General features: G+C 66.6%; 23 protein-coding genes and 1 pseudogene. 12 read left to right on the top strand and 12 right to left on the bottom strand.

Features of this window, described 5'->3' with window-relative positions; translation table 11 throughout:
- Positions 1-3: 3 nt before the first annotated feature.
- Genes IFE19_RS06480 through IFE19_RS06470 form a run of 3 tightly spaced genes read right to left on the bottom strand, consistent with a single transcriptional unit; the run spans position 4 to position 2,068 of the window.
- The gene (locus tag IFE19_RS06480; RefSeq protein ID WP_207826588.1) at positions 4-333 is read right to left on the bottom strand and encodes a non-heme iron oxygenase ferredoxin subunit; all 330 of its coding nucleotides are present in this window, start codon (positions 331-333) and stop codon (positions 4-6) included.
- Positions 330-809 carry an aromatic-ring-hydroxylating dioxygenase subunit beta gene (locus tag IFE19_RS06475; protein WP_207826586.1) on the bottom strand — a complete coding sequence of 160 codons (480 nt, stop codon included), beginning with the start codon at positions 807-809 and terminating at the stop codon, positions 330-332. The genes IFE19_RS06480 and IFE19_RS06475 overlap by 4 nt, the downstream gene beginning before the upstream one ends.
- An 8-nt stretch (positions 810-817) precedes the next feature.
- Positions 818-2,068 carry an aromatic ring-hydroxylating dioxygenase subunit alpha gene (locus IFE19_RS06470; protein ID WP_207826584.1) on the bottom strand — a complete coding sequence of 417 codons (1,251 nt, stop codon included), beginning with the start codon at positions 2,066-2,068 and terminating at the stop codon, positions 818-820.
- A gap of 124 nt (positions 2,069-2,192) precedes the next feature.
- Between IFE19_RS06470 and IFE19_RS06465 the strand changes: the two genes are divergently transcribed.
- Positions 2,193-3,380 (top strand): NAD(P)/FAD-dependent oxidoreductase, encoded by a 1,188-nt coding sequence (locus IFE19_RS06465; RefSeq protein WP_207826582.1) that lies wholly within the window; start codon positions 2,193-2,195, stop codon positions 3,378-3,380.
- 4 nt (positions 3,381-3,384) lie between these two features.
- Here IFE19_RS06465 and IFE19_RS06460 read toward each other — a convergent pair whose 3' ends face one another.
- Both IFE19_RS06460 and IFE19_RS06455 read right to left on the bottom strand, forming a co-directional pair.
- Complete coding sequence (locus IFE19_RS06460) at positions 3,385-4,152, bottom strand: IclR family transcriptional regulator (RefSeq protein WP_207826580.1); 768 nt, start codon at positions 4,150-4,152, stop codon at positions 3,385-3,387.
- Positions 4,153-4,259: 107 nt separating this feature from the next.
- Complete coding sequence (locus tag IFE19_RS06455) at positions 4,260-5,126, bottom strand: 50S ribosomal protein L11 methyltransferase (RefSeq protein ID WP_207826578.1); 867 nt, start codon at positions 5,124-5,126, stop codon at positions 4,260-4,262.
- 82 nt (positions 5,127-5,208) lie between these two features.
- On the opposite strand from IFE19_RS06455, the gene IFE19_RS06450 reads away from it, so the two are divergent.
- The gene (locus IFE19_RS06450) at positions 5,209-5,820 is read left to right on the top strand and encodes a hypothetical protein (protein ID WP_207826576.1); all 612 of its coding nucleotides are present in this window, start codon (positions 5,209-5,211) and stop codon (positions 5,818-5,820) included.
- Between the two features lie 86 nt (positions 5,821-5,906).
- Here IFE19_RS06450 and IFE19_RS06445 read toward each other — a convergent pair whose 3' ends face one another.
- The 3 genes from IFE19_RS06445 to IFE19_RS06435 all read right to left on the bottom strand — a co-directional run bounded on the left by IFE19_RS06445 (position 5,907) and on the right by IFE19_RS06435 (position 7,689).
- Entirely contained in the window at positions 5,907-6,116 is a 210-nt protein-coding gene (locus tag IFE19_RS06445) for a DUF3126 family protein (RefSeq protein ID WP_105564438.1), read from the bottom strand.
- Positions 6,117-6,209: 93 nt separating this feature from the next.
- Positions 6,210-7,031: a serine O-acetyltransferase gene (gene cysE / locus IFE19_RS06440; protein ID WP_207826574.1), complete on the bottom strand. Its 822-nt coding sequence runs from the start codon at positions 7,029-7,031 to the stop codon at positions 6,210-6,212.
- 28 nt (positions 7,032-7,059) lie between these two features.
- Complete coding sequence (locus IFE19_RS06435; protein ID WP_207826571.1) at positions 7,060-7,689, bottom strand: NUDIX domain-containing protein; 630 nt, start codon at positions 7,687-7,689, stop codon at positions 7,060-7,062.
- 45 nt (positions 7,690-7,734) lie between these two features.
- On the opposite strand from IFE19_RS06435, the gene IFE19_RS06430 reads away from it, so the two are divergent.
- A complete protein-coding gene (locus IFE19_RS06430; RefSeq protein ID WP_207826569.1) occupies positions 7,735-8,331 on the top strand; it encodes a nitroreductase family protein in 597 nt (198 codons plus the stop codon).
- Between the two features lie 169 nt (positions 8,332-8,500).
- On the opposite strand, the pseudogene IFE19_RS06425 reads toward IFE19_RS06430, so the two are convergent.
- A pseudogene (locus tag IFE19_RS06425) lies at positions 8,501-8,971 on the bottom strand (DUF817 family protein); the annotation flags it as partial.
- 182 nt (positions 8,972-9,153) lie between these two features.
- On the opposite strand from IFE19_RS06425, the gene IFE19_RS06420 reads away from it, so the two are divergent.
- Positions 9,154-9,912 carry a hypothetical protein gene (locus IFE19_RS06420; RefSeq protein ID WP_207826567.1) on the top strand — a complete coding sequence of 253 codons (759 nt, stop codon included), beginning with the start codon at positions 9,154-9,156 and terminating at the stop codon, positions 9,910-9,912.
- Positions 9,913-9,925: 13 nt separating this feature from the next.
- Here IFE19_RS06420 and queF read toward each other — a convergent pair whose 3' ends face one another.
- Entirely contained in the window at positions 9,926-10,387 is a 462-nt protein-coding gene (queF, locus tag IFE19_RS06415; RefSeq protein ID WP_207826552.1) for a preQ(1) synthase, read from the bottom strand.
- A gap of 428 nt (positions 10,388-10,815) precedes the next feature.
- On the opposite strand from queF, the gene IFE19_RS06410 reads away from it, so the two are divergent.
- From IFE19_RS06410 to IFE19_RS06385, 6 genes are all read left to right on the top strand, one after another.
- Positions 10,816-11,742, top strand: a complete 927-nt coding sequence (locus IFE19_RS06410; RefSeq protein ID WP_207826551.1) for an NAD(P)H-dependent flavin oxidoreductase — start codon at positions 10,816-10,818, stop codon at positions 11,740-11,742.
- A gap of 30 nt (positions 11,743-11,772) precedes the next feature.
- On the top strand, positions 11,773-12,468 hold the full coding sequence (locus IFE19_RS06405) for a TorF family putative porin (RefSeq protein ID WP_207826550.1): 696 nt from the start codon (positions 11,773-11,775) through the stop codon (positions 12,466-12,468).
- A gap of 53 nt (positions 12,469-12,521) precedes the next feature.
- Positions 12,522-12,740 carry a hypothetical protein gene (locus IFE19_RS06400; protein ID WP_207826548.1) on the top strand — a complete coding sequence of 73 codons (219 nt, stop codon included), beginning with the start codon at positions 12,522-12,524 and terminating at the stop codon, positions 12,738-12,740.
- Positions 12,741-12,912: 172 nt separating this feature from the next.
- Positions 12,913-13,125: a cold-shock protein gene (locus IFE19_RS06395; RefSeq protein WP_003164457.1), complete on the top strand. Its 213-nt coding sequence runs from the start codon at positions 12,913-12,915 to the stop codon at positions 13,123-13,125.
- A gap of 270 nt (positions 13,126-13,395) precedes the next feature.
- Positions 13,396-13,608 carry a cold-shock protein gene (locus tag IFE19_RS06390; RefSeq protein WP_114816421.1) on the top strand — a complete coding sequence of 71 codons (213 nt, stop codon included), beginning with the start codon at positions 13,396-13,398 and terminating at the stop codon, positions 13,606-13,608.
- Between the two features lie 101 nt (positions 13,609-13,709).
- Positions 13,710-13,970, top strand: a complete 261-nt coding sequence (locus IFE19_RS06385) for a hypothetical protein (protein WP_207826546.1) — start codon at positions 13,710-13,712, stop codon at positions 13,968-13,970.
- Positions 13,971-13,986: 16 nt separating this feature from the next.
- Here IFE19_RS06385 and IFE19_RS06380 read toward each other — a convergent pair whose 3' ends face one another.
- Both IFE19_RS06380 and IFE19_RS06375 read right to left on the bottom strand, forming a co-directional pair.
- Positions 13,987-15,150 carry a cystathionine gamma-synthase gene (locus tag IFE19_RS06380; RefSeq protein ID WP_207826544.1) on the bottom strand — a complete coding sequence of 388 codons (1,164 nt, stop codon included), beginning with the start codon at positions 15,148-15,150 and terminating at the stop codon, positions 13,987-13,989.
- Between the two features lie 4 nt (positions 15,151-15,154).
- On the bottom strand, positions 15,155-16,558 hold the full coding sequence (locus IFE19_RS06375) for a pyridoxal-phosphate dependent enzyme (RefSeq protein WP_207826543.1): 1,404 nt from the start codon (positions 16,556-16,558) through the stop codon (positions 15,155-15,157).
- 114 nt (positions 16,559-16,672) lie between these two features.
- Here IFE19_RS06375 and rnr point away from each other — a divergent pair, with 114 nt between their 5' ends.
- Together rnr and IFE19_RS06365 are read left to right on the top strand one after the other, a co-directional pair.
- Entirely contained in the window at positions 16,673-19,003 is a 2,331-nt protein-coding gene (gene rnr / locus IFE19_RS06370; RefSeq protein ID WP_207826541.1) for a ribonuclease R, read from the top strand.
- Complete coding sequence (locus IFE19_RS06365) at positions 19,000-19,707, top strand: NUDIX hydrolase (RefSeq protein ID WP_207826538.1); 708 nt, start codon at positions 19,000-19,002, stop codon at positions 19,705-19,707. The genes rnr and IFE19_RS06365 overlap by 4 nt, the downstream gene beginning before the upstream one ends.
- Positions 19,708-19,710 lie beyond the last annotated feature (3 nt).

Genomic DNA, 19,710 nt, shown 5'->3' with positions numbered 1-19,710 from the left:
GGCTCAGCCCTCCATGCCGACGTGCAGCAGGCCGTCCTGCAGCTTCACCGGGAAGCTGCGCACGGCGACCGAGCACGGGGCGTCGACCGGCGCGCCGGTCTTCACGTTGAAGGTGCCCTGATGCAGCGGGCATTCGATCAGCTCGCCGTCCAGGAAGCCGTCCGACAGGCTGGCGGCGCCGTGGGTGCACAGGTCGGCGGTGGCGAAATACTCGCCGTCCACGACATAGAGGGCGACGTTCAGGCCGTTGGCGCTGGCCTTGGCCACGCCATGTTCTTCGAGGGCCGAGGGCGGCAAAGTCGCCACCCACGACAGGGTCGCGGCTTCGGTCATGCGGGATACACCAGACTGTTGGGGATCATTTCGGAATCGAAGACGACGACGCGTTCGACAAAGCGCAGGCGGTCGCCGTCGCGGACGATGCGGTCGTGGCAGACGGCGGACAGGATGATGTCCGACTGCTTGTCCACCAGGGTCTGCACCACCAGCAGGTTGTGGCGAACGCGCACGCCCTCCTCTGCCTGGGCCACGCCCTGCTCGACCACGCGCGGCGCGGTGGGGAAGCGGCGGTAGTAGCGCGGCGCATACATCTGGGTCCGCGTCAGGCCGGTCACCCGGTCCTTCAGCATCCCGCGGCTCTCGGCCTGCATGGTGCACAGGGTGTAGCCGGCCTCATAGTTCTCACGCGGGATCACCCGATACAGACAGTCCTCGGTGAAAAAGTCGGGCCAGGCGTGCAGATCGACGTCGTCCAGCACGCCGTAATAGGCGTCGTACAGGTCGCGGATCTCGTCGCGAGCAATGGTCATGGTCTCGCTCACAGGCCCATCACCTTGCGCCAATAGCGCCACATGCCGCGTACGGCGGTCTCGGTGACCTGGTGGTCGGTGGGGGCAATCTCGCGGCCGCCCATCTGCAGGATCATGTTGGCGTCCGGCGAACCGGCGGCGCCCTGCTGGGTCATTTCCAGAACCTCGCCGTCGTCAGCCGAGACGAAGCCCGCCGGGCCGAACAGGTTGGCCTGACGCGTGCGGCGCAGACGCATCTCCGGCGTGTCGTCGGCGTAGCACCAGTGGGTCCAGTGGAAGTCGAACCCGTTCGGCCCCTTGGGCACGATCTGGCGCGTGGTCAGGCTGTTGACCTGCTGCTGCAAGATCACGCTGGGGAAGATGGTGATCATCCCGACGGTCTCTTCGCCCGGGAACTCCTGCACCACGTCCATGACGCGGGGGTCCTCCAGCACCAGGTCGCCCTGGAAGTTGCGGATATCGGCCATGGCCTCGGTCTTTTCCTGCTCGCCCTTGCGCGAGATCAGGATGCCGTGGCGGCCCTCGTCGTCGATATCGACGGCGGATTTCTGATCGGCGCGGAACAGGCCGAAGGTGGCGAAGAACACATGCAGCAGGCCCGCATGATACGGGTCCTTGATGTTCTCCTGCATCTGCTTCCAGTTCGACGGAATGTGCTGGCGGTTGTAGCCCAGCACCTCCAGCTTCCGGCCGTCATAGACGCGAGTGTAGTGCTTCCAGAACTTTTCGCCGAGGTACTCGCGGAAGGGCGGCGTCTCGTCCGAGAAGGTGGCCCAGACCACGCCGTTGACCACCTCGACGCGCAGCTTGTTCAGGCTGTGGTCCCTGGGGTCGAAGTCCGACGGCATGCCGCCCTGACGCTTGACGCCGCGACGGAAGGGCACGCCCTGCAGGTCGCCGTTCAGCGCATAGGACCACTGGTGATAGGGGCAGATCAGCTCCTTGGAGTGGCCGGTGCGGGTCTGGCAGAACTTGACGCCCTTGTGGGCGCAGCGGTTCTCGACGACCGAGATCTCGTCCTCGCCCGAGCGGACCATGACGCAGGGCTTTTCGCCCAGGGTCGTCGTCTTCCAGTCGCCGACCTCGGCCAGCTCGCACTCCAGACCGACATAGAGCCAGTGCGGCCCGTACCAGATCTTCTGCAGTTCCTCGGCGTAGATCGCGGGGTCCGTATAGACCCAGTAGGGCACGGCGGCGTCGACATCGGCCGGCCATGCGCGGCTGTTGGCGCCCTCCGGCGGGCGTACGGGGATGTTCACTGAAAGCTCCCGGACAATGAATTCGAAGCAGCGATCTCATGTCGCCGTTGACCGCATTGGTGTCGTGGTTTTTGATCTATGTCAAATGCGTTGCACACTGTGCAGAGAAAAGCGGAGATCACAAATGGCTGAACGCATCCTCATCCTGGGAGCCGGGCACGCCGGGGGCGCGACTGCTATCACCTTGCGCGAGTTAGGTTTTTCCGGGTCTATCCTCGTCGTCGGCGACGAAACCCACCCCCCCTACGAACGTCCAAGCCTGTCCAAGGACTACCTGTCGGGCGAAGCGGTCGATCCAGTCTGGCTGGCGCCCGCCGAACGGTGGGCGGAGCTGGATGTGACCCTGAAACTGGGCGCCAAGGCGGTCGCCATCGACCGTGACAGAGGCGAAGTTCGACTGGCCGACGGATCGATCGAGGCCTTCGACACCTTGGTGCTGGCCATGGGCGGCCGCGTGCGCCGCCTGCCCCTGCCCGACCACCCCGCCGTTCGCTATCTGCGCACCGCCGACGACGCCCGCGCCATCGCGGCTGAGGCCAAACCCGGCGCACGCGCCCTGGTGGTCGGCGGCGGCGTGATCGGTCTGGAGGCGGCCTCGACCCTGCGCGGTCTCGGCCTGACCGCCACGGTGATCGAGGCGGGCGAGCGGCTGCTGGGCCGCAATGTCCCGGCCGAGGCCGCCGAATGGCTGGCCGCCGCCCACGCCCGCATCGGCGTGGAGGTGAAGCTGGGCCGGTCGCTGCAGGCGCTGGAAGACGCCGCCGACGGCGCGGTTCTCGCCCGCCTGGACGACGGTTCGACCGTCGAGGCCGACCTGATCGTCGTCGGCATCGGCATCATCCCCTCGACCGAAATGGCCGAGGCGGCGGGCCTGCCGGTTGCGGGCGGGGTTCTGGTCGGCGACGACTACCGCTCGCCCGCCGACGACCGCATCTTCGCCGTGGGGGATCTGGCCGCGCGCGTCCGCGACGGGGCCGCCGCCCGCATGGAGACCTGGGCCCACGCCCAGACCTCGGCTCGCGCCGCCGCCCTCGCCATCTTGGGCCGGCCCGCCGAGGCCGAACCCACGCCCTGGTTCTGGACCGCCCAGTGCGACCACAACCTGCAGATCCTCGGCGACCCGACGGCGGGCGACGCCGTCGTGGCGCGCGGCGAGGCGGTGCGCCTCTATCTGCGCGACGGCGCGCTGGTCGGCGCCGTCTGTCTGGATCAGCCGCGCGACTTCGCCACGGCGCGTCGCCTGATGGGCAAGACCCTGATCGCGGAAACGGCGGGCGATCCGGCCACCGACCTGCGCAAGGCCGCCGCCTGATCCGTCAGATCGACGGACGCACCCCGCCCGTCGCCAAGGTGATCTGATCGCAAACCTCGATCAGGCGTTCGCGCGCCTGATCGTCGTACTCGGTCTTGAATACGTCAGTGGCCAGAACCGTGGCGGTGAAGACCGCCTCGCCCTGCAGGTCGAAGATCGGCGCGGCGGTCGCGCGCAGGCCGGGGATCAGATCCCCCCGGATGGCCGAATAGCCATCGCGCCGCACCCGCGCGCGCAGGCCCTCGACGTCGACCGGCTGGAACTGCGGCTGGGTTTCGCGCTCGACCATCTGCCGCGTCGCCGCCTCCGGCCGGAAGGCCAGAAACACATGGCCCGTGGCCGAACTCAGCAACGGCAAGGGGGAGCCGACCATCAGCGAGGTCGAGATGGCGGGCGTGCCCATGATCCAGCGCACCACGATCGGGCCAGACGGCCCCAGGGCGCCCATCTGCACCGTGCGCCCCGTTTCACGGACATAGTCGGTCAAGGCGATCGCCGCCTCGCGGAAACTGTCCATCCGCGATAGCGCCGCGAGCCCAAGACGCAACGCGCCCGGGCCCAACTCATAGCGTCCTGTCGCCGCGTCCTGGCGGGCCATGCCGGCGGCGATCAGACTGGCCAGGTACCGGTGCGCCTGAGACGACGACAGATCCGAAGCCTGTGCGATCGCCCCCAGAGCCGCCGCGCCGTCCAACGACGCCAGCACGTCCAGAACCCGCAGGCCAATGCCCACGGACTGGATGCCATGCCGCCGATCGCTCGTTTCACTCAAGCCACGCGCCCCCGGAACCGGATCTCACCTCGTCCGTCGATCTCGACGAACAACCTGTTCGTGCCCGTCGTCCCGCAGCGCCGTCAAGCGACGCCCCGAACACGCGCCTACTTCTTGCGGAGTTGCAGCGCAGTCCACGCATCATGGTGGATGGTCTGCTCGACCACGAAGCCCAGCGGCACATAGGCTTCCAGCACCCGCTCCTCCTGCGTACGCAGCAGGCCCGACAGGATCGCCACCCCCCCCGACTTCAACGCAGCGCCGATCTCCGGCGCCAGGAACACCAGCGGGGCCGCCAGGATGTTGGCGAAGACCAGGTCATAGGGCGCGTGCCGGGCGATGCGCGCATCGCTGAGGCCATCGGCGAAGTAGAACTCGCACTTGGCGTCGTTGATCTGGGCGTTCTCGTTGGCGATGCGGGCCGACGGCTCGTCGATGTCGGTGCCGACGGCGATGGGCGAACCGGTCTTGGCGGCGGCGATGGCCAGAACGCCCGTGCCGCAGCCGACGTCCAGAACCTTCTCGAAGGTCTCGGTCGCCAGCAGATTGTCGAAGGCCTCCAGGCATCCGACCGTCGTGCCATGGTGGCCCGTGCCGAAGGCGGCGCCCGCGTCGATCTTCAGATTGACCCGGCCTTCGGGAATCTTGCCCTGGTCGTGCGCGCCATAAACGAAGAAGCGCCCGGCCTCGACCGGCGGCAGGCCCGACAGGCTCATGGCCAGCCAGTCGGCGTCGGCCAGCTTCTCGACAATGACCTCCAGACCCGGCGTCGCACGCAGGATGGCGGCGATGCCCTCGGCCTCCTCGTCCGAGGTCGGGAAGGCGTCGATGCGCCAGACGCCCCTGTCCTCGTCCTCTTCCAGGATCGAATAGGTCGCGTTTTCCAGCATGGGATCGGCGTCGATCATGGCGGCGGCGGTCTCCGCGGGCTCGCGCTCGCCGCGTGCGATTACCTGAAGAGCGGACTCGGACATTTCTCAAACACCGTTATTATAACGAATCGCAACGAGTGCGGGCGTACGGAATGCCCGTGTCCATTTAGGGGTCGGGGTATCCATGGCTAAAGCACCGTCTGAGTCGAAATCTTCTACGCCGAAAGCGGCGCCTGCCGCTTCCAAGCCGAAACCGGCGGCAAAGTCGAGCACTGCGGCGCCCAAGGCCGCTGCAAAACCGAAGGCCGCGCCCAAACCCGCCGCGCCCAAGGCGGTCGCCGCCAAGCCCGCCGTGAAGGCCGCTGCGCCCAAGGTCGCTGCGAAACCCGCCGCCAAACCGGCTGTAAAGGCTGCGCCGAAGGCCGCTGCGAAACCCGCCGCCGCCAAAGCCCCGGCCGCGAAGGCCGTTGCGCCCAAGGCTGCGGCCAAGCCCGCTGCAAAAGCCGCCGCTCCGAAAGCGGCCGCCAAGCCCGCCGCCCCAAAGAAGGCTGTAGCCCCCAAGGCCGCCGCTGCTCCGAAACCCGCCGCCAAGCCGGTCGAGGCGACCAAACCCGCCGCCGCTCCGGTTGCGGCTCCGGCCCCTGCGCCCGCGCCTGTCGCCGCCGCCCCGACGCCCAAGCCGGTCGAAGCGCCCAAGCCCGCCCCCGCTCCGGCGGCTGCGCAACCGGCGCCTGCCGCCGCCGCGCCTCAACCCGAAAAGAAGAAGGGCTTCTTCGCCCGTCTGTTCGGCTGGTGATCGCCTGAAACGACAAAAGGCCGGAGGGTTCGCCCCTCCGGCCTTTTTCGTGCGTGCTTTCCAGAGAAATCCCTGGAGGCGCGGCCTTAGTCCTGCGGCAGGTCTTCGGCCAGGATCGCCATCTCGAACATGAACGAGCCGGCCTCGTCCTCGTCCTCGAACACCACGCCGATGAACTCGTCATCGACATAGACTTCGGCGGAGTCGGCGACCTTGCGGGCCTTCACCTTGATGCCGCCGTGGTTGAAGGTGCGCTTCAGGTGCGTCTCGACGCGCTTCAGATCGGATTCTTTCACGGGGGTAGCCTCGTTGGTGTCGTTGACGGCGGAACCTAGAGAACACGCCCCCTCATGGGAAGCCCGCGTATCGGGCGTCCACAGGCGACGCAATCAGATCACGTAATCATAGGCGATGTCGGCCAGGGTGTGATCCATGGTCCGGGCGGGCGCCGCGTCGGTCGGACAGGCCACGACACGCGCCGGCACCCCGGCCACGGTGCAGCCCGCCGGCACCGGCTTCAGCACGACGGACCCCGAGGCCACCTTGGCGTAGTCGCCTATCACAATATTGCCCAGCACCTTGGCCCCCGCGCCCAGCAGGACGCCGCGGCCGATCTTGGGATGACGGTCGCCGCGCTCGGCCCCGGTTCCGCCCAGGGTCACGGCGTGCAGCATGGACACCTCGTCACCGACCACCGCCGTCTCGCCGATGACGATGCCGGTGCCGTGGTCGACGAAGACGCCCGAACCGATCCGCGCCGCCGGGTGGATGTCCAGCTGGAACAGCTCCGAAATCCGGCTCTGGAAGTGAAACGCCAGAGTGTCGCGCCCCTGCCCCCACAGCCAATGCGCCACGCGCCAGGCCTGCAGCGCCTGGAACCCCTTGAAATACATGAAGGGCTGCAACAGCGACCGGATCGCCGGATCGCGGTCCTGCACCGCCTTCAGGTCGGCCTCGGCCGACGTCAGGATACCGGGATCGGCCGCAAAGGCCGACAGGGCCACCTCGCGCAGCGACATGGCCCCCAGCTCGGCGTCGCCCAGCTTACGCGCGATCTGGAAGCTCAGCGCCCCCGCCAGATCATCATGCGCCAGCACCACGGCGTTCAGTTGCGAGGCCAGCCTCGGCTCCTCGCGCGCGGCCTCCTCGGCTGCGGCGCGCAGTTGCATCCACAGGTCCGGCTGTTGCGGCACGATTTCCAGCTTGGCCATCGGGCCTCCCGTTTCCTTGCAGGCGATCCTACGCCCCCAGCATGGCCTGCGCCAGCGCGGCGGGCAGCACGCCTTCGCGGGCCATATGGTAGGCCTTGTAGGCCGTCGCCACCGTCAAGCTGTCGCGCACCGCCCCGCGCTCGATCTCGGCCAACAGGTCGCGGAAGGGGACGCGCACCGATACGATCACCTCGGTCGGGTCCGGATCGACCGGAACCGCGCTCAACCCCCAGGCCACCCAGGTCATGGCCCGCTCGTCGGTGATCGAGTTCGACAGGTCCATGTCCAGCGCCGCGCGCCAGTGCTCGGCCGTCAGCCCCGCCTCCTCGGCCAATTCGCGGCGCACGGCGTCGAACGGGTCCTCGTCCATCGGCGCCCCACCCTCGGGCATCTCCCAGGAATAGCGCATCAGGCTGAAGCGATGCTGCCCCACCAGGGTCACGGTCCCGTCCTCATGCAGAGGCAGGACCCCGGTCCCCACGTTCTTGGGCCGCACCACCTGATAGTCAGCGGCCGCCCCCGTCGGCGCCGTCGCCGGGTGCCGCGTCACCTGCATCCACGGCGTGTCGATCAGGACGCTGTCGCCGTGGCTCTGCCATTTCGGCGTCTCGGGCAGGTCTTCCGCCCAGCGGGGCTTGATGTCGGGAATATCGTGCATGCTTCCGCTATGGCGCCGGACGCCGCGAAATCCTAGCTAGGCGGCATGACCGATCTGAACGCCGCCCTGCCCCTGCCCGTCCGTTCGGACGAAGTCCTGGCCCGTCTGGCCGTGCGCCGCTCGGCCTCGGCCCAGCTGCTAGCCGCCCCCGGCCCGTCCGAGGCCGAGATCGAGCAAATCCTGCATCTCGGCGCCCGCACCCCCGACCACGGCAAGCTCTTCCCCTGGCGCTTCGTCGTCCTGGGCCCGCAGAGCCGCGCCGACCTGTCCGAGGCCCTCGCCGCCCTTGCCGAAACGCAAGGCCGCGTCGACAAGGACCTGGCCGTCCTCGCCAAGCTGGCCAATCCGCCCCTGACCATCATGGTCGTCTCGACGCCTATTCAGGGCCACAAGGTCCCGGTCTGGGAGCAGCAGCTGTCGGCCGGCGCCGTCTGCATGAACCTGGAACACGCCGCCGACGCCCTGGGCTACTCGGCCAGCTGGATCACCGACTGGTATTCCTACGACCCCGCCGCCGTCGCCCTGTTCGGCGTCAAGGACGGCGAGACCATCGCCGGCTTCATCCACCTCGGCACCCTGAGCGAAGCCCCGCTGGAACGCCCCCGCCCGGTCATGGCGCACAAGGTCGAGCGTCGGCCGTAATCTCTTCTTCCGTCATCCTCCGGCAAGCCGCGCAGCGGCGCCGACCGGGGGACCCAGCGGCGCCGAAGGCGATCTTTGAAGCAGGCGTCGAGCGTGGAGCTTTCGCCCTACGGGCGCCGCTGGGTCCCCCGGTCTCGCTACGCTCGCCGGAGGATGACGAAAGAGAAGATCAGCGCGGCTCCTCCTCCGGCCGGTGCACGATCGACACCAGCACCACCGAAATGATCATCAGCAGGAACCACGCCCCCAGCTTGTTCAGGCTGACCATCTCCCAGCCGTCCGCCTGCCCCGGATAGACCCAGGCCCGCGCAAACGTCCCCAGGTTCTCCGCGAACCAGATGAACAGGGCCACCAGGAAGTACCCCAGCAGCAGCGGCATCGACCGCCGCCGCCGGTCCGCCGTGAACCAGAACCAGCCCCGCCCGAACAGCAGCACCGTCGCCGCAAACAGCGCGATCCGCACGTCCGGCAGCCAGTGATGGGCGAAGAAGTTGACATAGATCGCCGCCGCCAGCAGCCACGTCGTCCACAGCGGCGGATACCCCCGCACCCGGATATGGAAGATGCGCTGCACCCGCGCGATATAGCTGCCCACCGCCGCATACATGAAGCCCGAGAACAGCGGCACCGCCCCCGATCCGCCCACGCCTCCGCGCGGGTCATCAAGCGACGGCCCCAAGCTTCGAGTGGGAGACGGGGGGATGGGGTCATGGGCGCTTGAGCCAATCGACGAAGAGGCGGACGTGAGCGGGAATCGCCCTTTAGTGTGCCGTCAAATAATGCACATCCCTGCTACACTCGGAATCAGGACGCACTCTGCAAATGATAGAGGAACTGAAGCACATCTCAGCCGAGATGAACGCCATCCTCCCCCTATTCTTGGAGGGCAACAGCGTCACCGGCCTCTTTCTTCCAACCGGGCCAAGCGCTAAATTCAAAGCGCTAGCCATCGAAGCGAAGTCGATCCTCGATGAAGAGTTGGGACGTCTAAACAACTATTCCACTGGCCTCATGAATGCCGCCAGCTCTGGGTCACAGAGCTTCATAGGTGGACCTTCGTATGCCACGGTAGAAGAAGCATCCGAGCTTGTCCTAGCTGGAGCTCGCGCCGTAAGCCGAAAATACAATCGAGCGACGGTTTCAGATAACCCGCAAAATAGTCGCTCATACGTGCATCAAGATCGCATCTCAGCATTGATTGCCATCAATGAAAGCGCATGGGATTTTCGCAGGCTAGTTGAGCTCTGTCGCGAATTAAATGTCGTCGCTGCAAATCGCTGCCACCTCTCGACAGCAATGCTCCTTCGAACCATCCTAAATCACGTTCCTCCAGTTCTAGGATGCGAGACTTTTGATCAAGTAGCCAACAACTACGGGGGCCCCAAGAAAGACAAATCGTTTAAAGAAATTATGCAACGCTTGCAGGGCACGATACGCAAAATAGCGGACATGCATCTACACTCGCCGATCAGAGATCGAGAGGACGTCCCTACGGCTGTCCAAGTGGATTTTGCATCGGAACTAGACGTTCTACTTGGCGAGGTTATTCGAGTGGGAGGCTCTGGCAAAGGAACCAAGTAGCATCAAGCAAGCCTCACCCCCGCCCGCGATAGGTCGCGACGCCCTGATCCGGCAGCCAGACGCCTTCGATGGGTGCGCCGGTTTGCCAGAAGACGTCGATGGGGATGCCGCCGCGCGGGTACCAGTAGCCACCGATGCGCAGCCATTTCGGTTGCAGCAGGTCGGCCAGGCGCTTGCCGATGGCGACGGTGCAGTCCTCGTGGAAGGCGCCGTGGTTGCGGAAGCTGGTCAGATAGAGCTTCAGGCTCTTGCTTTCGACCAGCCAGTCGCCCGGCACATAGTCGATGACGATATGGGCGAAGTCGGGCTGGCCCGTCACCGGGCACAGGCTGGTGAACTCGGGCGCGGTGAAGCGCGCCACATAGAGCGTGTCGGCGTGCGGATTGGGCACGCGTTCCAGCACCGCCTCTTCGGGGTTGGTCGGGGCGGCGGTCTGGGCGCCGAGCTGGGACAGGCTGTCGGTATAGTGCGTCATGCCCGCCATTTAGGCGTTTGGTCCGCCAAAGAAAATCCTGCCGCCGCGCGGGGATTTCCACAATCGACCTGGCGCCCCTCCCCGCCGTGGTAGGATGCGGGTCGCGGAAGGATGAGCCTGAGGGGGGTTTCAGACGATTCAGACGAATTGGACTCTGTTTTTTTCTGCGGGCTGCTTTTCGCGCCACCACCCCAAAATCCGCTCATCCCCGCGGAGGCGGGGACCCAGTGCTTTGGCTGCAAGCGCCTCGCTGAAATTGAAGGGCGCCATTCCGAACGCGGTGCCTGAGGCTCTTACTGGGTCCCCGCCTCCGCGGGGATGAGTGGAAGTAGAAGGACCTGAGCGTGAGCGGGATCATTGTTTGCCTTCCCTGACGACACCCGGTTAGCGTCCCTTAAAACAACCCGCATCATCCGAGGAAACGACCCGTGGCCATTCCCGCTTCCCTGCAGTCCGGCCTGAAGCTGCCGGTCATCGCCTCGCCCATGTTCCTGGTGTCTGGCCCGGATCTGGTGGTCGAGGCCTGCAATGCGGGCGTGATCGGCACCTTCCCCTCGCTGAACCAGCGCACGACCGAGGGCTATCGGGACTGGGTTCAGGAGATCAAGTCGCGGCTGAAGCCTGACGCCGCCGCCTTCGGCGTCAACCACATCGTCCACCCGACCAATCCGCGCCTGATGGCCGACATGATGGTCTCGGTCGAGGAAAAGGTGCCGCTGATCATCACCTCCCTGGGAGCCGTGCGCGACGTGGTGGATGCGGTCCACGGCTACGGCGGCGTGGTCTTCCACGACATCGCTAATGTTCGCCACGCCCGCAAAGCCGCCGAGGCCGGCGTCGACGGCCTGATCCTGGTCGCCAACGGCGCGGGCGGCCATGCGGGCGTCGTGAACCCCTTCGCCCTGATCAACGAGGTGCGCAGCTTCTATGACGGGACCATCATCCTGGCGGGCTGTCTGTCGACGGGCCAGGACGTGGCCGCGGCCCTGATGATGGGCGCCGACTTCGCCTATATGGGCACCCGCTTCATCGCCACGGCCGAGAGCGCGGCCCAGCCGCATTACAAGGACCTGATCGTGGCCTCAGGCTCGGCCGACATCACCTATACGCCCGCCGTCTCGGGCATCCCCGCCAACTTCCTGACCCCGTCGCTGGTCGAGAACAAGATCGACCCGAAATCCCTGCCCGAACACAAGCTCGACATGGGCGAGGAAGCCAAGGCGTGGAAAACCATCTGGTCGGCGGGCCAAGGCTCTGGCTCGATCCACGACAGCCCCACAACGGCTCAGCTTGTGGCGCGGTTGGCGGACGAGTTTTCACAGGCCTGTGATAAATTCGACAAGAAGCGTCTCTAGGAGCGGCCTCGTCGCTTCACGAGGCTTTTCATGCTCCGCACCCTGACGAACGCCGCTCTTCTCGCCGCCGCGCCCCTGGTCCTGCTGGCCTCCGGCGCCCATGCCCAGGATGCGGGCAAATGGTCCTTCTCGGCCGGCGCCGCGACCGACAACCGCTCCAAGGCGGCGTCCAAGTCCGATGGAAACCCCTTCGTCTACGGGGCTGCGGAATGGGAGAGCGCCAGCGGCCTGTTTTATGGTTCGGGCGGCCTGGAGACCATCGACGGCGGCGGCTCCAAGCTGGAGTCCGAGCTGGTGGCGGGCGTCCGTCCCGAGTTCGCCGGCTTCGACTTCGACCTGAACGTGGCCCACAAGAACCGCTTCGACGCCGACCCCGGCTATGACAACGACGCCTGGGAATTCACCGCCGACATGAAGCGCTCGATCGGCCCGGCCGGCGCCCGCCTGCGCCTGCAGCACTCGCCCGACGGCACCGGCTCGACCAAGGCCTGGACCTGGGTGGCGCTGCGCGGCGGCTGGGACTTCACCAACAAGCTGAACGTCTCGGCCGAGGTCGGCCATCGCGATCAGGAAAACAGCATCGACTACACCGGCTGGAATGTCGGCGGTTCCTACGCCCTGACCCCCAAGGTCGAGCTGGACCTGCGCTGGCATGACACCGACGCCGACGTTCCGGGCGAGCAATACAAGGGCGCCCTGGTGGCCGGGATCAACTTCTCGTTCTGATCTTGTGACCGATCAGCGGTGGCTAATCGGCGGAAAGTCCTTAGGTTAAGGCCATGACTTTCCGCCCCACCACCCTGGAACGTGCCTACCAACTGGCTGAAAGCGGCGCCTGTCGCACTGTAGGCGAGGTCAAGCAGGCCCTTCAGAGCGAAGGCTACGACCGCATTCAGGACAGCCTCTACGGCGGCACCGTGACCGCCGCCCTGCGCAAGCTCTGTCAGGAAAATTTCGCAGGCGGCCCCGATGCTCCAGCCGCCCAGGAAGACGCCTGAGGCCAAGGGGTCTTGCGCTGGACACGATTGCCGTCCATTTTATCGCCGTCGATCTCTCTGCGTAACGCTGCTGACTCTTTGCTCTGCGCACCGAGGACTAGGCCGATCCATTCAGACCCGACAGGCCAAGGGGGCTGTTCCCTGAGGCCAACGACTAGCGGAGGTCCTGAAAATGGCTACCGGCACTGTGAAATGGTTCAACTCCACCAAGGGCTACGGCTTCATCCAACCGGATGACGGCGGCAAGGACGTCTTCGTCCACATCTCGGCCGTCGAGCAAGCTGGCCTGCGTGGCCTCGACGAGAACCAAAAGGTCTCGTACGAAATCGAGCGCGACCGTCGCTCGGGCAAGGAATCGGCCGGTCAACTGAAGACCGAAGGCTGATTTCTCGCGCCGTTCATTCGGCGCGGATTTCGAACGGCGGCGACGGCTTCGGCTGTCGCCGCCGTTTTCGTTTCTGACGACCTCTTGAGGCTTTTGAGGCCCTGCCCATTGCTAAAGGGCGGCAAAGCGCCCACCTCTAAGTCGTCGATCTCTCTGCGAAACGCTGCTGCCCCTTTGCATCGCGCACCGAGGTCCAAAGCCGATCCCATTCAGACCCGACAGGCCATCAGGATATCCTTCCTGCGGCCACTCAAACGGGGAGTCCTGAAAATGGCTACCGGCACTGTCAAATGGTACAACTCCACCAAGGGCTATGGCTTCGTCCAGCCTGATGATGGCGGCAAGGACGTCTTCGTTCACGCCACGGCCGTCGAAGCGTCCTCGCTCGGCATGCTGAACGAAGGTCAGAAGATCTCCTACGAAATCGAACGCGACAGCCGTAGCGGCAAAGAGTCCGCCGGCCGACTTCAGGCGGCTGACTGATCTCAGCCCTTATCGGCGACCGTCAGGCCGCTGAGCTCGCTTTCTATCTGCTGAGGGGCCGGCCGCATGCGCGCCGGCCCTGACGCCATCTGGAGACGCCCATGACTTCCCTGGCCGACAAGATTCCCACCCTGAACGAAGCCGACCTCAAGGCCCTGCGCGCCAACGCCGCCCGCCTTCTGGAAACCGGCTCACCCGTTCAGGTCACAACCGCCGCCGACATCATTCCGCTGATCGACGCCCGGCTGGCGGAAATCGCCGCCGAGCCCAAGCCCGTCGTCGTGCGCAAGCGCGCCGCCCCCAAGCAAAAGCTGGCGCCCGTCACGGGCCATCAGACCGCCCTGCCCGACAAGACGGCCTGACTTCAGGTCAGACGCTTCAGCTGAGGGCCTGATCCAGGTCGGCGATCAGGTCTTCCACATCCTCGACCCCGACCGAAAGACGGATCAGGTTGTCGGTGACGCCGCCGGCCTCGCGGACTTCCTTGGGCACGCTGGCGTGGGTCATGATCGCCGGGTGGTTCACCAGGCTTTCGACCCCGCCCAGCGACTCCGCCAGGGTGAAGACCCGCACCCGCTCCAGCACCCGCTTGGTTCGCTCCAGATCGCCGTCGATCAGCACCGTGACCATGCCGCCGAAACGGCCGTTCATCTGGCGCGCGGCCAGTTCGTGCTGCGGGTGGCTGATCAGGCCCGGATAGATGACCTTGGCCACGCCTGCCCGGTCTTCCAGCCAGCGGGCCACGGCCATGGCGTTCTCATTGTGCGCCTTCATGCGCAGGCCCAGGGTCTTCAGCCCCCGGTTGGCCAGGAAGGCGTCGAACGGCCCCATGACGCCGCCGATCGAGTTCTGCAGGAACTTCAGCTGCGCCGCGATCTCGGCGTCCTTGGCCACCAGAACCCCGGCGACGATGTCGGAGTGACCGTTCAGGTATTTGGTCGCCGAATGCATGACCACGTCTGCGCCCAGGGCCAGCGGCTGCTGGCTCCACGGCGTGGCGAAGGTGTTGTCGACCGCCAGGATCAGCTTGTGCGCCTTGGCGATCTTCGACAGGGCCGCGATGTCGGCCAGCTTCATCAGCGGGTTGGTGGGCGTCTCGACCCACAGCATCCGCGTCTTGTCCGTGATCGCCGCTTCGACGGCAGCTAGGTCGGTCAGGTCGATGTAGCTGAAGTCCAGCCCCATCGAGCGCCGCCGCACCCGCTCGAACAGCCGCCACGAACCGCCGTACAGGTCGTCGCCGGTGACAATGTGCGACCCGGCGTCCAGCAGCTCCAGCGCCGTCGAGGTCGCCGCCATGCCCGAACCGAAGCCGAAGGCCTGAACCCCGCCTTCCAGATCAGCGATGCAGGCCTCAAAGGCCTCGCGCGTCGGGTTCTTGCCGCGGGCGTATTCATAGCCCTTGTTCACGCCGGGACTTTCCTGGGCGTAGGTCGAGGTGGCGTAGATCGGCGTCATCACCGCGCCTGTCGTCGGGTCGGGCTTCTGGCCGGCGTGGATGGCGCGGGTCGAGAAACCCTGGCTGTTCTTCAGTTCAGACATGGGCTTACCGGTTCAGGCTGAGGTGGTTGATCAGGTCGGTGCGGGCGATCAGGCCGACGAAGGTCTCTCCGTCCAGCACGATGGCCACGCGATCGCGATCAAAGACCGGGATCAGGGCGTCCAGGGATTCCGACACCTGCAGGGTGTCCAGATCGCGCGTCATGGCCGAGGATACCGGTTTGGCGAAGCGCTCCTTACGGGTGATCTCGTCGGTGTTCATGATGTGGACGATGTCGCTCTCGTCCAGAATGCCGACCAGACGCCCCTCCTGAATGACCGGCAGTTGCGACACGCCGTCGCCCTTCATCCGCTTGAAGGCGGTGTCCAGGGTGTCGTCGGGGCCGATCACGACCACGTCGCCGTTGGCGTATTTGCGCGTGATCAGGTCCGACAGGTCGCCGTGCAGTTCACGCTGGGTCAGGCCCTGATCGGCCAGCCAGGCGTCGTTATAGACTTTGGACAGATACTTGGCGCCGGTGTCGCAGACGAAGGTCACGACCCGCTTCGGCTCGGTCTGTTCGCGGCACCAGCGGAGAGCCGTGGCGATCAGGGTGCCTGACGATGATCCGGCCAGAATACCTTCCTTCAACAGCAGCTCGCGCACCGTGGCGATCGCCTCGCTGTCGGGGATAGAATAGGCCACGTCGATCAGATCAGCGTCAGCCGTGTCGGGCATGAAGTTCTGGCCGATGCCTTCGACCGCATAGCTGCCGTCCGGACCCGCCACGCCCTCATTGACCAGACCCGCCAGGGCCGAGCCGACCGGGTCGGCCAGAATGATCCTGGCGTTCGAGCCCTGCGACTTGAAGTATTGGGCGTTGCCCGTGATCGTCCCGCCCGAGCCGATGCCCGCGACGAAGGCGTCGATGTCACCGTCCATCTGCTCCCAGATCTCGGGACCGGTCGTCTTGAAGTGGGCGGCGGTGTTGGCGTCGTTGGCGAACTGGTTGACGAAGTAGCCGCCAGGGATCTGCTGGGCCAGACGCTCGGCCATGTCGGTATAATACTCGGGGTGGCCGTGCGGCACGTCCGAACGGGTCAGGCGCACGTCGGCGCCCATGGCGCGCAGGTGCTGGATCTTCTCCTTCGACATCTTGTCGGGGATGACCAGCAGGACCTTGTAGCCCTTCTGCTTGCCGACCAGGGTCAGGGCCAGGCCGGTGTTGCCCGCCGTGGCTTCCACGATGGTGCCGCCCGGCTTCAGCCAGCCGGCCTTCTCTGCAGCCTCGATCATCGACAGGGCGATGCGATCCTTGATGGAACCGCCAGGGTTCTGGCTCTCCAGTTTCAGGAACAAGCGGCAGGGGCCGGTGTCGATCCGCGTCACCTCGACCATCGGCGTCTTGCCGATCAGGTCCAGCAGCGAGCCCACGGGGCGGGTCAGGACAGGGGCGTCGGACATCGACATGCGGAAGGCTCCGAAGAAGGCGTGTTCAGGGGCGGAAGCTGGGCGTCGGCAGGCGCTTGGTCAACTCACGCAAGTTTTCACCTATTTGGCTCGAAGCGCATTACATAGGACGCAATGACCAAGACGCCGAAACGCCCCGCTGCGGGCCTGCCCGACCGTGACACCCTGATCGCCTTCCTGCGCGAAGCCGGCGAGGCCGAGAAGGCCGACATCGCCCGCGTCTTCGGATTGAAGGGCATCGAACGCCGCCAGTTGCGCGAAATGCTGAAGACGCTGGAGGCCGAAGGCGTCCTGGGCAAGCGCGGCCGCAAGGGCTTTTCCGAGGCCGGCGCCCTGCCCCCGGTCGGCGTGGCCGACGTGGTGGATCGCGACGCGGACGGCGAGCTCTATGTCGAACTGGTCAAGGGCAGCAACGATGCGCCGCGCGCTCTGCTGCTGCCCGACCGCGAGGGCAAGACGCCGGCGCCGGGTCTGGGTGACCGCCTGCTGGTCAAGTTCGCGCGCGGGGCCGAGGGCTGGGAAGCCCGCCTGGTCAAACGGCTGGACGCCGGGACCAACCGCGTCCTGGGCGTGATCCGCAAGTCGGCCCGCGAGACCCGTGTCGAGCCGGTCGACAAGCGCTCCAAGGACGTGCTGCTGATTCCGAACGCCGTGGCGGGCGACCTGCGCGACGGCGACCTGGTCCTGGCCTCGATCGAAAAGGGCGACCATCGCTACGGTCCCAAGCGCGGCAAGATTCTTGAGTCCATCGGCCGCGAGGATGATCCCCGCGCCGCCTCCATCATCGCCATCCACGCCCACGGCCTGCCGACCGGCTTCTCGGACCTGGTCGAGCGCGAGGCCGAGGATCAGGCCCTGCCGACGCTGAAGGGCCGCGAGGATCTGCGCGAGGTCCCCTTCATCACCATCGACCCGGCCGATGCGCGCGACCATGACGACGCCGTCTATGCCGAGCGCGACACGGACCCCAAGAACCCCGACGGCTGGATCGTCTGGGTCGCCATCGCCGACGTCGCCGCCTATGTCCGCCCCAACTCGGCCCTGGACCGCGAGGCGCGCGACAAGGGCAACTCGACCTACTTCCCCGACCGTGTCGAGCCGATGCTGCCGGAAGTCCTGTCCAACGGCCTGTGCAGCCTGAAACAGGGCGAGAACCGCGCCTGCATGGCCGTACGGATGGTCTTCGACAAGGATGGCAAGAAGACCGGGCACAAGTTCATGCGCGGCCTGATGCGCTCTCAGGCCAAGCTGTCCTACGAACAGGCCCAGTCCGCGATCGACGGCCAGCAGGATGACGTGACGGGTCCGATCATGGACGCCATCCTCTATCCCTTGTGGAACGCCTATTCGACCATGCTGAAGGGCCGCGAACGCCGCAGCCCCCTGGCCATCGAAAGCGCCGAGCGCCGTATCATCATGGCCCCCGATGGCGGCATCGCGGCCATCGAGCCGCGCAAGTCGCTGGAGGCCCACCGCCTGATCGAAGAAATGATGATCCAGGCCAACGTCTGCGCCGCCGAGACGCTGGAGAAGACGCGCACGCCGCTGATCTATCGCGTCCACGAAGCGCCCAGCCAGGAGAAGATCTTCAACCTGGCCGACTTCCTGCACACCATCGCCAAGCCCTGGAACAAGGGGGAGGCGCCGACCACCAAGCGGTTCAACAAGCTGCTGGACGAGATGCGCGACACGCCCCACGCCGAGGTGGTCAACGAAGTGGTCCTGCGCACCCAGATGCAGGCCGTCTATTCGCCGGACAACGTCGGCCACTTCGGCCTGCATCTGGACCGCTACGCCCACTTCACCTCGCCGATCCGGCGCTATTCCGACCTGATCGTGCACCGGGGCCTGATCCGCGGCCTGAACCTCGGCTCGGACGGGCTGACGGACCGCGAGATCGCTGAGCTGACGGCCATCGCCGAACAGGTGACCTCGACCGAACGCCGCTCCATGGCCGCCGAGCGCGACGCCATGGACCGCTACATCGCCGCCTTCCTCGAAGACCACGTCGGCGCGACCTTCAGCGGGCGCATCACCGGCGTCACCCGCTTCGGCCTGTTCGTGCGGCTGGACGAGACGGGCGCCGATGGTCTGGTGCCGGTCTCGACCCTGGGCAGCGAGTATTTCACCCACGACGACCGCGCCCACGCCCTGGTCGGCGAACGCACCGGCAAGCGCTTTACCCTGGGCCGGCGCGTCGAGGTCAAGCTGATGGAGGCCACGCCGGTCACCGGCGGTCTGGTGCTGGAAATGGTGTCCGAGCCGGACCCGCGCGATCCCAACGCCCCCGCCCCGCGTTACGGCATCCGCGGGCGCGGCGGAGACGGCCCTCCCAAGCGCGGGCCAAAAACCAAAAATGGGGGCCGCCCCGGCGGTCCCAAGCCCCGCAACGGCGCCAAGCCCTCCGGCGGCTTGAAGGGGGTTCGCAAGGGCAAGCGGCGGTGAAACCTCAGCCCTTCGACGCCGCTCAGGACCTGGCCGACGCCCCGCGCACGGGCGGCGGCCAGAAGCCCAAGGACGCCGCCACCCTGATCCTGACGCGTGGCGGAGACCGGCCCGAGGTCTTGATGGGCCGGCGCGCGCCCGGCCATGTCTTCATGGCATCGAAATGGGTCTTCCCCGGCGGACGCATCGACCGCTCCGACTTCACCGCCGCTTCATGCGGCGAGCTGTCGTCCGACGTGGCCCGGCGGCTGGAGGCGGAAATGCCCGCCCGCCGCGCCCGCGCCCTGGCCCTGACCGCCGTGCGCGAGACCTTTGAGGAGACCGGGCTGATCCTGGGCCGCCCTGCGCCGCCCGCGTCCGTCGCCGGACCGTGGCGCGAGTATCGTCAGGCGGGCGCCCTGCCCGATCTGTCAGTGCTGTCCTACGTGGCCCGCGCCATCACGCCGCCAGGACGCACACGCCGCTTCGACGCCCGCTTCTTCATGGCCCCGGTCGAGGCCCTGCGCGATCCCGACCGCATCGAGGGCTCGGGCGAACTGGACGAGATCGCATGGCTGCCGCTGGACGAGGCCCGGGCGCTGGACCTGCCCGCCATCACCCGCTTCGTCCTGGGCGAGATGGCCGAGCGCCTGACCCACCCCGACCGCCCCCTGCCCTTCGTGCGCATGGTGCGGGGCCGGCATGTGGTCGAGCACCGGGACTAAGAC

Origin of the sequence: Brevundimonas pondensis, assembly GCF_017487345.1 — a bacterium.
GTDB classification, from domain to species: Bacteria; Pseudomonadota; Alphaproteobacteria; order Caulobacterales; family Caulobacteraceae; genus Brevundimonas; species Brevundimonas pondensis.
Note: the sequence above shows the minus strand (reverse complement) of the source record. Positions and strands in the feature narration are given on the sequence as shown.